Here is a 13,813-nt window from a genome sequence, read left to right on the forward strand (position 1 = left end):
TTTAAATAAAATGATACTAATCTATTTTTATAATATATAGGTATAGGGTCATATGGATAAAATAATTTAACTTCTCTTATAATACAACTTATTTCATTTATATCCATTTCTTTTTTTGAAAAAAATGTTTTTACAGTTAATATATTATTGGCCATGCTTACATAATTAAAACTAAGTTTAAAAAGAACTATACTTAAAATTGTATAAAAAATTATAAAGCTCATTAAGTATAAATTAAATTTAAAATCCATTAAAAATAAAAATATAAAAGTAAAGAACATAAATAATGGAAGTAATAGTATTACTAAAGTTCTATATACAATGTTTGGGTAAAAATAGTAATCTTTTTCTATTCTTTTAGCTAAATCAAAACCTAACATTTTTATATTATATCTATACATTTATTTCTCCCAAATATTTATTATTTTAATTTAATGTTACCATAATTTTTATTCTTTTGATATATTATTTTAAAAATAATTATAAAAATAATTAAAAAGACAAAAAATATTAATCTGTAATTAGAATAATTATAATAATATTTTGTTTTTACTTGTAATAATTTTGTATGTTTTGGAATAATAAGTTTTTTATCTTTTATTAAATTATATATAAATTCACTATCTATATCTTTATTAGTTAATAAAGTATTTAAAACTTGTTTATCTTTTATTTCATAGATTGTACTTTTAAAAAATTGTGTTTCTCCTAAATTATCAAAATAATAAGCGTTTTCTCCATATTTCCAAATAAATCCATAATTGTTAATATCTTTTAATTTTTCCCATTTATTATTTTTATCTAAATTATCCAAACTATTAATATAGGTATAAGTTTTTTTAGAACTTGGTATACCATTTCTATCTTTAGAAACTATTTCATCTACATCAATATATAAAGTTTCATTCCCATTTGAAAATACTAATGGGACAATCTCTTTGAAATTTTTATTTAAAAATGGATTATTTCCTGCTCTTTGTATTTCTTTTTTATAATTATTATAAAAATAAATTCCATTTTCACTTAACCATAATGTATGATTAATATGATTTCCATTTTTACTTATTAATTTATACGGTTCATTATTTTTATCAAATAAAATGTCATTAACATATACTATCCCATGTTTAAAATCATGTAAATAATTCATACTATTTTGCATTTTTACTCTAACACTATAAACATTTTCATTATAAATTATGTCTAATTTCTTATTTTCATAATATACATTTTTACCATCTGTAAAATAGACTTCACTTTCTCTTTTATCATTATTATGTAATAATTCTATTGCTCTAAAATTTTCAGCTTTTGCTTCTGGTATTAATTTACCTTTGTAATATATTTTATTTCCATCTGTTGCTATATTAAATATATTGGAGTAATAATTTGTTTTACTTATTGGTAATATTTTCAATTCATAAGTCATTCTATCACAATAAAATGTAACTTCACTATCAGTATAGTAGTTATTATTTAAAGGCTTCAATATTTTAGGATTCATATTATCAATTATTGTTCCCACAATACACATTATTTTTATCTATGGCTATGTGTTTATCATAATATTCATCATTAATAGCACGAAAAGTTTTAATATCAGCATTAGCTAATAAATATTTATCTTCACTACCGTTAACATAAATACTTCCATTACTTTCATAAAATTGCCCAAATAATTCTTTATATTCTTTATTATGAGAATTTTTAGTAGTAAATAACACTATAAAGCAAGTAAATATTAATATAATTAAAATTATACCATACTTTATTTTTTTCATAGTTACTCCTATTTATACATAATTATTTAGATAATAAGCACACAGTTTCTACATGGTTAGTTTATTACAAAAGTATACACTTATTGATTTTATTGACTTTCAATGTACTTAATTTCCCTAAATATGTGCCATTTTTAAGCCTTTTTATACTTTTTAGTATTTTTTTAGAATCTTTTTAATCTAATATTTCTATTTTTTCTATTTCTGATTGTCCTACCATAAAAATTTCAACATCTAAACTATTTTCTTCTTCTTCACTTTCAGCTTCAAAATATTCAAATGCTAATAAATTTTCATAAAAATTTCCATTTGTTAATATTAAATTTATATAATGCCCTTCAGCATTTATCATTTCTTCTCTTGTAATCATTTTATTTCACCTTTCTAGGAACTATATGTATATCTTTTTTAGTACCTTATTACCATATAAAACCTTTAAAAGCCTTTATTTATTTAGATAATAAGCACACAGTTTCTACATGATTTGTGAAAGAGAACATATCCACTATTCCTGCTCTTTTAACTCTATAACCATAATTTTCAAAATCTTTTAAATCTTTTAATAAAGTTACTGGGTTACATGAAACATAAACTATAGTTTCAACATTATACTTAATAAGTTTATCTATAGTCTTAGTTAAAACTCCCATCCTTGGTGGGTCTAAAACTAGTATATTGGGTTTCTCATTTAACATATCTAACTTTTCAAATACATCACCTGCTATAAATTCAATATTTTCTATATTATTTAATTTAGCATTTTCTTTTGCTTTTTTTACTGCTTCTTCTACTATTTCTATTGCATATACTTTATTAAACTTTTTTGATATTATCTGAGCAATAGTTCCTGTACCACTAAATAAATCAAATACTACATTTTCATTTATATTATCTAAATAATCTAGCACCTTACCATATAATTTACTTACAGTTTTTGAATTAGTTTGAAAAAAACTATATGGACTAATATTAAAATCTAAGTCAAATATTCTCTCTGTAATATCACGCTTACCATATAATATAGTTTCTTTTTCACTATCAACACTATCAGATAATTTATCATTTACTGTATGCAATATTCCACTTATCTTATATTCTCCTAAATCAAGTTCAAGTAATTTTTTAGTATACTCATCTAACATTTTATTTTCAGTTTCTTTTTCAATTTGTGAAGTTGTTATTATGTTTACTAGAACTTGTTTATTAAATTCAGATTTTCTTAAAACCAAATATCTAAAATAACCTATTTTTGTTATTTTATGATAAAAAGTATGATTAGTTTTAGAGAAAAAATCATCAGAGAATTTATATATTATATTAAATTCTTCTCCCATTAAGTTATTATCATATACTCTAACTATATCATGAAAACTATTTTGTTTATGAAGTCCTAAAACCATTGGTCCATCTTTTATTTCATTCCCAAAACTAAATTCCATTTTATTTCTATAATTTAATTTACACACATTTTCAATTGGTTTATCATATATGTATTCATAACTTATTGCATTATCAAGTAATTCTTTTATCATATTATCTTTTAATTCTAATTGTTCATCATAAGTATAATATTGATAATTACAACCGCCACATTGTTCTTTTAATTTGTTAGTATATATGGCATTTTTTCTATTAGCATAATCTACTATTTCACATTTTATTAATTCTATTTTTCTTTTTCTAGTTTTAGATACTATACCTTCAACTATTTGGTCTTTGGCAGCATTTATATTTACATAAACTTTCTCATCATCTACATAACCAAAACTTTTACCCCTAATATTTATACCACTTATTTTAACCTTTATTATCTCGCCTTTTTTCACTATACAACCCCTTAATATATTCTGTTTTTTCTTTATCTTTATACACAAATATTGGCTCTAAAATATGTAACTCACTTGTTTTAATCTTTATACTATCAAGTAAACATATTAAAGCCTCTTTATTTTCTTTTGTATATACTAATTTCATATGTTTTGCACTTAATCCATATTTTCTTAGATGAACTAATACTTCTGGTATTCTATTTACTCTAAAAACCAAATACAAATGACCTGAATTTTTTAATAATCTTGCAGATATCTTTATAGTTTCTTCTAAACTTAAAGTATTTTCATGTCTAGCATTTAATATATCTGATTTTTGCTTCATTTGTTTAGGATTATCATTATATTTAAAATATGGTGGATTAGAAATAACCATATCATATACTTGCATCTCATCTTTTCTATATTCTTTTATATCACAATTTATTAAATTGATATTTCCTATATTATTTTCTTTAATATTTTTAAGAGCCACATTATGTGATTTATCTAATATTTCAACCGCATCTATATTTAATACTTCTCTACTTGATATAACTTTATTAGATATTAGCATAGATAATACTGCATTACCTGAACCTATTTCAAGTACATTTTTAGTTTTTCTATTTATTTTAACAAAATCTGCTAATAATACAGTATCTAATGTAAATGATTGTAAATCTATATCTTGATATATTTTTAAGCCTTGTATTTTAGTAATTCTCTCCATATTCCCTCTTTTAATTTTATTATATCGTTTTTTCATTTATATTTTAACATATTTTTAAAATTTATCATACCTATTGTCTATATTAATAAAATTAAAAATTATTGATATTGTAAAAAAAAAGAAAATATTATATAATAGTAATACAAAGTAATACCGTTATAAAGGAGAGTGATTTTTAATGAGTATGTCAACAGTAAGTTTTAAAATTGATGAAGATGAATTAAAAATTTTAAAGGAATACCTTGATATTAAAAAAATTAGTTTATCAAATTTTGTAAGAGAATTAATTCAAGATAAATTAGATGATGAAATAAGCCCTGAAGAAGAAAAAAGAATATTAAAAATATGGAATGAAAGTAAAAAAGAAAAAGGCAGAAATTTTTTAGATTTTTTAGAAGAAGAAAGGGCTAATAATGAAACAATTTAAAGTTATAATATTGCCCAAGGCTGAAAAACAATTGAAAAAATTAGATAAAACCATATATAGAATTATTGTTAATTATATTTTAAAAAATTTAATTGATACAAGTAATCCAAGACAAAATGGAAAAGCATTAAAAGGAAAACTTAATGGCTTATGGAGATATAGAGTAGGAGATTACAGAATACTAGCAGAAATAGAAGATAATGAATTAATTATATTGTTAATTGAAATAGCACATAGAAAAAACATATGTAATTCTTAGTTAATTTAAGGAGACCAACTATGATTAGATCTTTTACTGATAAAGAAATAGAATTTTTAAAGTCTAGAAATTTAAACTATAAAATAACTAATGAAGATGATGTTTCGGATTTAGATATAGAATTGGGTGAGTTACTTGATAAAGAAGAATTTAATAAAAAACAACATGATAATCAATTATTAGACATGATTTATACAATTTTATATAATATAGATGAAACACCAGAAAAATACAGGACTAGAAATGTTATAATTTAAAAACCAATAAAATCAATGTCTTTAATCATATTGCTAATATTGGCAAAATGATACAAGCCCCTAAAAATGTTGGAAAAATAAACTTCATTAAGATTAAAAAAATAATTAATTTATACTTGTAAAATATCATATAAATTATTTGACAATTTAACAAAAATAGGGTATCATATTATCGATATCAAACCCCATGCAGTACCTTAAATGGTACAAGGTTAAGACCTACGCATGGCTTTTTTATTCATAGGAGGAAAATATGAAAACAAAAGAAAATGAATTTAAAACTTTTAAAGAACAAGTTCAACTTTTTAAAAAAAGAGGAATGATAATTAAAGATGAAGATAAAGCAGAAGAAACTCTAAAATTTATAAATTATTATAAAATTAAAGAATGTTCTTTACCATTTCTAAAAGACAATAAATACAATAGTGAAATAACATTTGAAGAAATATTAATAAGGTTTTACGAAAATAAAAATTTAAGAATTGATCTATTAAGATTAACAGAAAAGGTAGAACTTTCACTAAAAACAAAAGTTTCTTATATATTAGGACAAAATTTAGGTGCATATGGTTATTTAAAATTTAGTAACTGGATTGATAAAAATGAATACTGCAAACATTATGTAAGACATAAAGAAAAAGAATTTAAAATTAGAGCAACAAAAAATCTATATAGAAGCAAAAATCAACTAATTAACCAATATAACAAATTAGAAGATATTCCTGTATGGCTATTAATGGACATTTTGACATTTGGTGAAATCTTAGATTTATATAAATTAATGAATGAAAAATATAAAAAGAAAATAGCAGGAGAACATAATTTAAAAGTAATTGAATACTTATCTTGGTTAGAAAATATCAATTTAATGAGAAATTTATCAGCCCATAATTCAAGTATAGTTGATATAAAATTCAAATCTAAACCTAAAAGTTTACCTGAATTTAAAAACAAATTATACTTTGTTACTGATAAAAAAACAAAAGAGTTAAAACCTACAAATAGAATTGCTATTTCAATAATTTTATTAGAATATTTAATTTTTTCTATTAATCCTAATTATAAAGGTGGTGCTATAAAAAAAAGATTAAAAAAATTATGTAGAAATAAAACTGATATTGATGCGCAAAAATTAGGATTTAGAAATTTTGAAGTTGTAGAAAATTTAAAGATATAAGAATTTATATAACAGTAATTGATAAATATCTTTTATTACAAAATAAGGCAAAATTAATTTTTACCTTATTTTTAATTATTTTATTTTTAAAACTATTTTGGAACTTTTTGATTATATATAAAGCAAACCTTTTACATTATAAGATTTTAATCTAACTTACTCCCATATCAAAGGCATAACCATTATATTTGCCACTTCTATCGTTAATACTTTTTAATATTTTAATAACTTCATCATAGGTCTCAAAAGTAAAATCTAATCTTAATTCATCTAAACCTAACTGCTCTAACAAATCAAGTTTAGGTATTAAATTCATTGGTTTATATAAGTATAACTCTACATTATTTAATTTGTTTTTCTTTAAAATATATCTATCATAAAACTCGCCTTGTATTTCCATATAGTCTTTATCAATCAAGGGGTGTTCTATATACATTGATTTTAAATGCCCATAAATTACTAATCCCTTTTTATTACTCTCTGTAGTTAAATGTCTTATTTGCTTATAACTTAATTCTGGCGATAAAAATATAGTATCTATATTATTAAATTTAGAAAATGTATCTACACTATAATTATTAAATATATTAAAATTCCAATTTACAGATTGTTTAATATTCTTATTTTGCCCATCTAATAACTGCTTAAAATTATATGCTAAGTTAGTAATTTTTATATTCTTATTATCAAAATTCTTTTGCTTTGAAATATCAAAAGAAGCCTCATATATTTTTTCTATACCAAAATCTAAACATGCTCTTTTTTGCTCATCAGTTTCAACTAATGCCGAAAATATATATGGCTTAATTATAGGTTTTTTAGGGTATTCATTATACTTAACTTCAACCTTTTCATTTTTATAATTTTTAATTATATTTTCATACAATTTATCTATTACTTCTCTTTTTAATTTTTTTAAATCACTAAATGATACAAAAGAAATTTTATCATATTCTATATCAGCCTTTTTTAAATTAAAACTTGTATTTCCTAATTCTGAAATTTTAGAATAAAGAATTTGTTCATCTATGTTCTTTTTACTATCTTCTGTTATCACATTACCATATGCTACACCTTTTATATCTTTATAAGTATACTCTAAACTTAATTTTTGTCCTTTTATAGCAACTAGTTTTGCTTCTATATCAAGATATCTATTAGTAATTTTTATTTTATTATCTATACTGTCATTTAAAGATTTAGAATAATTTTTGTAAATATATTTTGTATTTTTTGGAATATTAAGTTCTATTATATCACCTTTTTCTGCCATAGGAACTTTTTTACCATTTTTCATTATTTTATTTACAAATATTCCTTCTATGGTTTCAAAATTTTCATTTACAAACTGTATACCATCTCCATTTTCTAATAAATCCAATAACTTTATAGTATTATTTTTAACACTCCCAATTAAATAACCAAAATTAGATGGATAATTAGTATTCATTAATTTATTATCAAGATAAAAATATCCCTTAGAATATCCTCTATTAAATAACTTATAACTCATGCTTTCATGTTCAATATTTTTTAGAATATCTGAATAATATGAAACTGTTTCAAAAACATAATTAGGATTTTTCTTTCTACCTTCGACTTTTATCGAATTTATTCCAATTTCTTTTAATTTTTCTATTTCTTTGGCTTCTAAAAGTTGATCATTAGGAGATAATGTATAGCATAACTTCCCATCATCTTGTTTAAATTTCTTACGACAAGTATAAGCACACATTCCCCTATTTCCACTTCTACCACCTATAAAACTACTTACATAGCAATTTCCAGAATAGGCTATACACATAGAACCTGATACAAATACTTCTAATTCTATATCAGTATTTTCTCTTATAGTTTTTATTTCATCAAAACTTAATTCTCTTGCTAAAACTACTCTTTTTAAGCCTAAACTTTTCATATAATTGGCTTCAACATAATTTGAAACTGTCATTTGTGTACTTCCATGTAAAGTTAAATTAGGAAAGTTTTTTCTTAAAACGCTTATCATACCTAAATCTTGTACTATTACTGCATCTATACCATGTTCATATATAGGCATAAAAGCATTTATAGCATTTTTTAATTCTATGTCTTTCATTACTGTATTTAAAGTTAATAAGCACTTAACTCCTCTTACATGTGCATAATCAATACCTGCAAATAAGTCATCATAACCTAAATTATCATTATTTCTCCTAGCACCAAAACCTTTAAGTCCTAAATATACTTCATTAGCACCTGCTTTAATAGCAGCCTCTAATTTTTCATAATTACCAGCAGGTCCTACTATATTCATATTATCACTCTTTCATTATTTATTATATATACATTATATCAAACATTGATACAAAAAAAAAGCACCTTAGTGCATAATGGTGCCGCTTGTCGGATTCGAACCAACCACCTACTGATTACAAGTCAGTTGCTCTACCAAATGAGCTAAAGCGGCTTAACAAAATAATTATATATTTTTTTTATTTTCTTGTCAAGAATTTAATATATATTTTACAAAAAAAAAATAATATTCAATCTTTTTAGTATCAAATATTATTCTCTCTAAATTATATCCTAAAGCATCCTACCGTGAACATTCCAGCCTTTTTCTTTCGCAAGTTTAACAGCTTTCATTCTTCTATAACCTACGGCATGATCACTTCTAAAATTAATGAATTTTAACCATATATCTTCTTCGTGCTTTTCTATAGTATTAAAATATTCTTCAATATCAACATGTTTTCCTAAATTTTTACCAGCAAATAGATAAATCATACTCATAGAACCTTCTGAAGCATAGTATAATGCTACTCTATCAGCAGTATATTCCTGTGCCCTTGTTAATGATTTATTCAAAAAAAGCAATGTCATAATAGGAGCAACTATTAATCTTTTCAGCTCTATATGTTTACATAATATATGACCTAATTCATGTGCCATTATAAATTTAAGGGCTTCAAAATTATTTTGCCCATAAGCAATATCTACAATATCACTATGTAAAACTATATATTTACTATACAAAGAACATTTAGAAGCAAAAGCATTCATTACACCATTACCATTTATTAAATAAATTTCTGGTATAGGATTTTCTGTTCCATCTTTGAAGCCCATTTTTAAAGCAAGTTCTTTATATATTTTGTATAATTCTGGTAACTGTTTATCTGTTAATTTTATTCCATTACTAATTTTTTTATAATACATATATCGTACAAAAAATAATCCTATAAAAGGACTTGCTAAACCAATTAAAATTGGAGTAGTCCACTCTTTTAAAATTATTCCAGAAATTAATGCTATTACAGCACCAATAGTAACTACTGCTGTTAAGGCATATCCTAAAATTGATAATGGCATTTCTGCGTTATGTCTAAATTCTTTGACACTAGGTTGTTTATTCATAGTTGGTCTCCTTTTATTAATATAAAACTTATATTAATTAACTAATTCCTATGTATATTATAACATAAAAGGTATTTTTTCCTAAATTATACCGTGATATTTGTTGAAATTTATAAGAAAAAAAGACACTTTCATGTCTTTCATCTCTTTTATATTACTTTATATCATTACCATAATAAGCATTTTTGCCATGCTTTCTATTATAGTGTTTATCTTGTATTATTTTTGGCGCTTCTTTTACTTCTGGATTTATAAGTTTAGTAATTACTGCCATTTTAGCAACTTCTTCTAATACTACTGCATTATATACTGCCTTTTTAGCATTTTCTCCCCAAGCAAATGAACCATGATTTTTACAAAGTACTGCAGGTGTTGCAATATAGTCTTTATCTTTAAAAGTTTCTATAATAACCTTTCCAGTATTTTTTTCATACGCCTCATCTATTTCTTCTTTTGTTAGATTTCTACTACAAGGTATAGTTCCATAAATACTATCAGCATGTGTTGTTCCATAACATAATATATCTTTACCTGCTTGAGCAAAACTTGTAGCCCAAGTTGAATGTGTATGAACTATTCCACCTATCTTAGGAAAAGCATTATAAAGTTCCACATGAGTTGGTGTATCAGATGATGGCTTGTATTTACCTTCAACTACATTACCATTTAGGTCTACTACTACCATATCATCAGGAGTTAATTTATCATAATCTACTCCACTTGGTTTAATTACAAATAAACCCTTTTCTCTATCTATTTCTGAAACATTTCCCCATGTAAATTTTATAAGATTATACTTAGGTAAATCCATATTAGCTTCATAAACTTTTTTCTTTAATTCTTCTAACATTATCTATTCTCCTCAATATTATCTAACATAGTTCTAAATGTTTTAACTGCAAACCTTAAATCTTCTTTAAAGTCTTTTGCTCCTACATACCATAATTCAGTTACATATCGTCTTACACCATTATCCCATAGAACTTCTAAACATTCTTTAAAATTAACATGACCTGTTAAAAATGGTATTTCTCTATAATGACCAGGTATACTTTCTTTTATATGTGCTGCTACTAATTTACCTTTACCAGTTTTTATATCATCTAATACATCTTTTTTATATATCAAAGAAGCATTTTTAATATTCCCTAAATCTGGGTATATCATTAAAAATGGCGAATTAATATAGTCTACAACTTCTTTGGCTTTTTCAACTGTGTCCATAAAATCTGTTTCCATAGTTTCAAATGCAAGTGTTACTCCATATTTAGCGGCTATTTCTACACCTTTTTTAAGATTTTCTAAAAACATTTTTTTAGTTTCAATGTCTCCTTTACCTTCATAATATATATCATAACCTGCTAGTTGTATTATTCTAATTCCCAAATCATTAGCAAGTATTATAGCCTTTTCCAAAACTACCATACTTTCTTTTCTAACACTTTCATCTCTTGAACCCATAGGAAATTTTCTTTGACCAGATAAAGCCATGCTTCTAAAATCTAGCCCCACTTTTTTCATAGTACTAACTAATTCATCTCTTTGTTTTTTAGTCCAATCTAATCTTGATAATTTTTCAGGTGTTTCATCAACACTAAGTTCTATAAAATCATAACCAACTTCTTTTGCGGCCATTAATTTTTCTTCCAAACTCAAACTATTAGGCATAGCTTTTTCATAAACACCTAGTACATATTTTTTCATATTTAACTTCCTTATAATATTTGTAAGAATGGTAAATCAGGTTCTATTTCAAATGCATCTTCAAATCCACGAGGATACATATATTCCATATCATCTTTATTATCAGGATAAATAAATTTACCACCTGGTTGCCATATATATGGTTTAAATTTATACTTCATTCTATATTTTCTCATATTCCATAATACTTGTATTTCTTTTGGATCAGCCATAAAGTTAGTCCATATATCATAATGTATTGGTATTATTACATTTACGTCTAAACTTTCTGCAACTTTTAATACATCTGATGAAGTTAACTTATCAGTCATACCTCTTGGATTTTCTCCATAACCAACTAACGCAATATCTATTTTATGATCTTTTGCATGTTTTACATAGTAGTTTGAATAATGTGAATCTCCTGCATGGTATATATTTCCACCTGGAGTTTTAACAATATAGTTTACTGCTAAATCATCCATGTCAGGTGGCATTTTACCTTTTAATGTTTCTTCTTCATTTGCAACTGTTAATAACATTGTTCTATCAAATGATTCAACCATAGCAATTTCCATATCTTTTATCTTAACACTATCACCAGGTCTTACACATTTAATTCTATCAGATGGTACTCCCCATTTTTCCCATAAATCTACACAAGATTTAGGCCCTATAAAAATAGTATCAGGACAATTTTGAACGATTGCTGCTGCTACATTTACATCAATATGATCACTATGACTATGAGTTGCTAAAATAGCATCTATTTTTTTAATTTTAAACGGATCTATTATACAAGGTGTATTTCTTAAATTTGGTTGTAATTTAACACACCCTATTGCTCTTTGGTGTTGGTGTTTCGGTTTCATTAATGGGTTAGTTTTAGTTTTTTTACCAGTTGATAGCCATAAATCTATACAAATATTGGCATCTCCTTCTGTTTTAATCCAAGTTCCCATATTTCCAAGCCACCACATAGCAACTTTTCCTTTTTCAACAACCTCAGCATCAATTTCTTCATTAATCCAAGTTCCCCATTCAGGAAAAGTGTTTAAAATCCAACTTTCTCTTGAAATTTCTTTAACTTTTGACATTGTTTTTTCACATCCTTAAATCTTTTTTTTTTGAACAGTTTATTTTATATTTTACTTACATTATATTTATACCATATAAATTCAGTTATTCCCAGTCCAAAATACTGACACTATACTGTTCAAAAATGAACCAGTAAATTTAAAAGCTTATTATATATAATTAAAAAATGCAGTTTTTTTCAAACTGCAATATGTTAAAATATACGCCTCTAATTTCAGTTATTGATTTTTTGAAAAATTTTATTTATTTCTAATTTACTTAAAAAAGAATCTATTATTATTGTATCAATATCACTTACAAAATCTATTTCTGTACTAATTATTAAATCAATTTTTTCATTTTTATACTTAAAAAATCTATTTTTCTCAATAGCATCTATTATATTTATATTTGCTATATTAGATAATAATTTTTTAATAATATTTTTCTTTATAAGTTCTTCTTCATCACTAATTATCAATATATTACATACATGATTTTTAATAAATAACGAAAAATATAAACAAAGATTTACTTCATCATATTCAGTAAAATTTAAATTTTCTTTTTTTAATATTTTCCTTAGAATTTCTAATATATCTTTATATTCTTTTTTTATTTTCTCATAATCCAAATCAACTGACACTATATTATACATGTCTCTAAAATGTTTTACTTTTAAATATGTAACTAATTCATTTACTGCTTTATCTTTATTTTCAATAATATAGTTACTTTCTTTTTCAAAATTATTTATCAAATTTTTTGCTATATTAGTTTTATCAATATAGTCTTTACTAAAATTATGCATATCAGTTATTTTTCTAGTGCATAATAGTATTAATGTAAATAATAATTTTATTTTTTTCTTAATTCTTGTATTATATTTCTTTTCAAACTCAACTATAATTTCAGAAATTATCTTATACTCCAATCTATCTTGAAGCATATTTAATGATTTTTCTATACTCTTGCTCTTTGTTTTTGTAGAGAAAATATATAAATAGGGGCAAGCGAATATGAAATTATTTATTTCTTTTACACTCATAGTCTTACCTAATTTAATTTGTAAAGTTTCCATTTTTTCTACCAATAGTTCCATAAATTCATCTTCAAAAACCTTATTTATATTTCCAAATATTTTTTGAACAAATACAGTTAATTTATAGTTTTTAAGACTAATAATTTCTTTTATTATTCTGTACACATATT

Annotated in this window: 14 protein-coding genes, 1 tRNA gene and 1 pseudogene; 4 read left to right on the plus strand and 12 right to left on the minus strand. The window is 23.6% G+C overall.

Going from position 1 to position 13,813, the window contains the following annotated elements:
• From AWT72_RS05790 to AWT72_RS05815, 5 genes and pseudogenes are all read right to left on the minus strand, one after another.
• Positions 1-401, minus strand: a 401-nt coding sequence (locus tag AWT72_RS05790; protein ID WP_156413092.1) for a hypothetical protein, incomplete at its 3' end; no start/stop codon positions are given.
• Between the two features lie 20 nt (positions 402-421).
• Positions 422-1,781 (minus strand): annotated as a pseudogene (locus AWT72_RS05795) (DKNYY domain-containing protein).
• A 175-nt stretch (positions 1,782-1,956) separates the two neighbouring features.
• Positions 1,957-2,151, minus strand: a complete 195-nt coding sequence (locus tag AWT72_RS05805; protein WP_067142211.1) for a hypothetical protein — start codon at positions 2,149-2,151, stop codon at positions 1,957-1,959.
• 79 nt (positions 2,152-2,230) lie between these two features.
• Positions 2,231-3,607, minus strand: a complete 1,377-nt coding sequence (rlmD, locus tag AWT72_RS05810; RefSeq protein WP_067142214.1) for a 23S rRNA (uracil(1939)-C(5))-methyltransferase RlmD — start codon at positions 3,605-3,607, stop codon at positions 2,231-2,233.
• Positions 3,579-4,322, minus strand: a complete 744-nt coding sequence (locus AWT72_RS05815) for a tRNA1(Val) (adenine(37)-N6)-methyltransferase (protein WP_067142217.1) — start codon at positions 4,320-4,322, stop codon at positions 3,579-3,581. The genes rlmD and AWT72_RS05815 overlap by 29 nt, the downstream gene beginning before the upstream one ends.
• 178 nt (positions 4,323-4,500) lie before the next feature.
• Between AWT72_RS05815 and AWT72_RS05820 the strand changes: the two genes are divergently transcribed.
• The 4 genes from AWT72_RS05820 (at position 4,501) to AWT72_RS05835 (ending at position 6,442) form a co-directional block, all read left to right on the plus strand.
• Positions 4,501-4,749 carry a DUF6290 family protein gene (locus tag AWT72_RS05820; protein ID WP_231501425.1) on the plus strand — a complete coding sequence of 83 codons (249 nt, stop codon included), beginning with the start codon at positions 4,501-4,503 and terminating at the stop codon, positions 4,747-4,749.
• Positions 4,736-5,008, plus strand: a complete 273-nt coding sequence (locus AWT72_RS05825) for a type II toxin-antitoxin system RelE family toxin (protein ID WP_067142220.1) — start codon at positions 4,736-4,738, stop codon at positions 5,006-5,008. Before AWT72_RS05820 ends, AWT72_RS05825 begins: the two co-directional genes overlap by 14 nt.
• 20 nt (positions 5,009-5,028) lie before the next feature.
• Entirely contained in the window at positions 5,029-5,265 is a 237-nt protein-coding gene (locus tag AWT72_RS05830; RefSeq protein WP_067142222.1) for a hypothetical protein, read from the plus strand.
• Positions 5,266-5,518: 253 nt separating this feature from the next.
• On the plus strand, positions 5,519-6,442 hold the full coding sequence (locus tag AWT72_RS05835; RefSeq protein ID WP_067142225.1) for an Abi family protein: 924 nt from the start codon (positions 5,519-5,521) through the stop codon (positions 6,440-6,442).
• A gap of 151 nt (positions 6,443-6,593) precedes the next feature.
• Here AWT72_RS05835 and AWT72_RS05840 read toward each other — a convergent pair whose 3' ends face one another.
• The 7 genes from AWT72_RS05840 to AWT72_RS09685 all read right to left on the minus strand — a co-directional run.
• Positions 6,594-8,738 (minus strand): peptidase U32 family protein, encoded by a 2,145-nt coding sequence (locus AWT72_RS05840; protein WP_067142228.1) that lies wholly within the window; start codon positions 8,736-8,738, stop codon positions 6,594-6,596.
• Positions 8,739-8,815: 77 nt separating this feature from the next.
• Positions 8,816-8,891 (minus strand) — tRNA-Thr (locus tag AWT72_RS05845).
• A gap of 119 nt (positions 8,892-9,010) precedes the next feature.
• Positions 9,011-9,841 carry a M48 family metallopeptidase gene (locus tag AWT72_RS05850; RefSeq protein ID WP_067142231.1) on the minus strand — a complete coding sequence of 277 codons (831 nt, stop codon included), beginning with the start codon at positions 9,839-9,841 and terminating at the stop codon, positions 9,011-9,013.
• Between the two features lie 154 nt (positions 9,842-9,995).
• Entirely contained in the window at positions 9,996-10,691 is a 696-nt protein-coding gene (locus AWT72_RS05855; RefSeq protein ID WP_067142234.1) for an L-ribulose-5-phosphate 4-epimerase, read from the minus strand.
• Positions 10,691-11,545 carry an L-ribulose-5-phosphate 3-epimerase gene (locus tag AWT72_RS05860; protein ID WP_067142237.1) on the minus strand — a complete coding sequence of 285 codons (855 nt, stop codon included), beginning with the start codon at positions 11,543-11,545 and terminating at the stop codon, positions 10,691-10,693. The genes AWT72_RS05855 and AWT72_RS05860 overlap by 1 nt, the downstream gene beginning before the upstream one ends.
• A gap of 11 nt (positions 11,546-11,556) precedes the next feature.
• Entirely contained in the window at positions 11,557-12,621 is a 1,065-nt protein-coding gene (gene ulaG / locus AWT72_RS05865) for an L-ascorbate 6-phosphate lactonase (protein ID WP_067142240.1), read from the minus strand.
• Between the two features lie 215 nt (positions 12,622-12,836).
• Positions 12,837-13,813 (minus strand): BglG family transcription antiterminator (locus AWT72_RS09685; RefSeq protein WP_197407619.1); only part of this gene is annotated, 977 nt, incomplete at its 5' end.

This window comes from Oceanivirga salmonicida (assembly GCF_001517915.1).
In the GTDB taxonomy this organism is placed as follows: Bacteria; Fusobacteriota; Fusobacteriia; order Fusobacteriales; family Leptotrichiaceae; genus Oceanivirga; species Oceanivirga salmonicida.

Excerpts from the sequence above, each read along its gene's own strand:
- AWT72_RS05805 (WP_067142211.1), bottom strand. The coding sequence starts at position 2,151 with ATGATTACAAGAGAAGAAATGATAAATGCTGAAGGGCATTATATAAAT.
- AWT72_RS05815 (WP_067142217.1), bottom strand. The coding sequence starts at position 4,322 with ATGGAGAGAATTACTAAAATACAAGGCTTAAAAATATATCAAGATATA.
- AWT72_RS05820 (WP_231501425.1), top strand. The coding sequence starts at position 4,501 with ATGAGTATGTCAACAGTAAGTTTTAAAATTGATGAAGATGAATTAAAA.
- AWT72_RS05825 (WP_067142220.1), top strand. The coding sequence starts at position 4,736 with ATGAAACAATTTAAAGTTATAATATTGCCCAAGGCTGAAAAACAATTG.
- AWT72_RS05830 (WP_067142222.1), top strand. The coding sequence starts at position 5,029 with ATGATTAGATCTTTTACTGATAAAGAAATAGAATTTTTAAAGTCTAGA.
- AWT72_RS05835 (WP_067142225.1), top strand. The coding sequence starts at position 5,519 with ATGAAAACAAAAGAAAATGAATTTAAAACTTTTAAAGAACAAGTTCAA.
- AWT72_RS05840 (WP_067142228.1), bottom strand. The coding sequence starts at position 8,738 with ATGAATATAGTAGGACCTGCTGGTAATTATGAAAAATTAGAGGCTGCT.
- AWT72_RS05850 (WP_067142231.1), bottom strand. The coding sequence starts at position 9,841 with ATGAATAAACAACCTAGTGTCAAAGAATTTAGACATAACGCAGAAATG.
- AWT72_RS05855 (WP_067142234.1), bottom strand. The coding sequence starts at position 10,691 with ATGTTAGAAGAATTAAAGAAAAAAGTTTATGAAGCTAATATGGATTTA.
- AWT72_RS05860 (WP_067142237.1), bottom strand. The coding sequence starts at position 11,545 with ATGAAAAAATATGTACTAGGTGTTTATGAAAAAGCTATGCCTAATAGT.
- ulaG (WP_067142240.1), bottom strand. The coding sequence starts at position 12,621 with ATGTCAAAAGTTAAAGAAATTTCAAGAGAAAGTTGGATTTTAAACACT.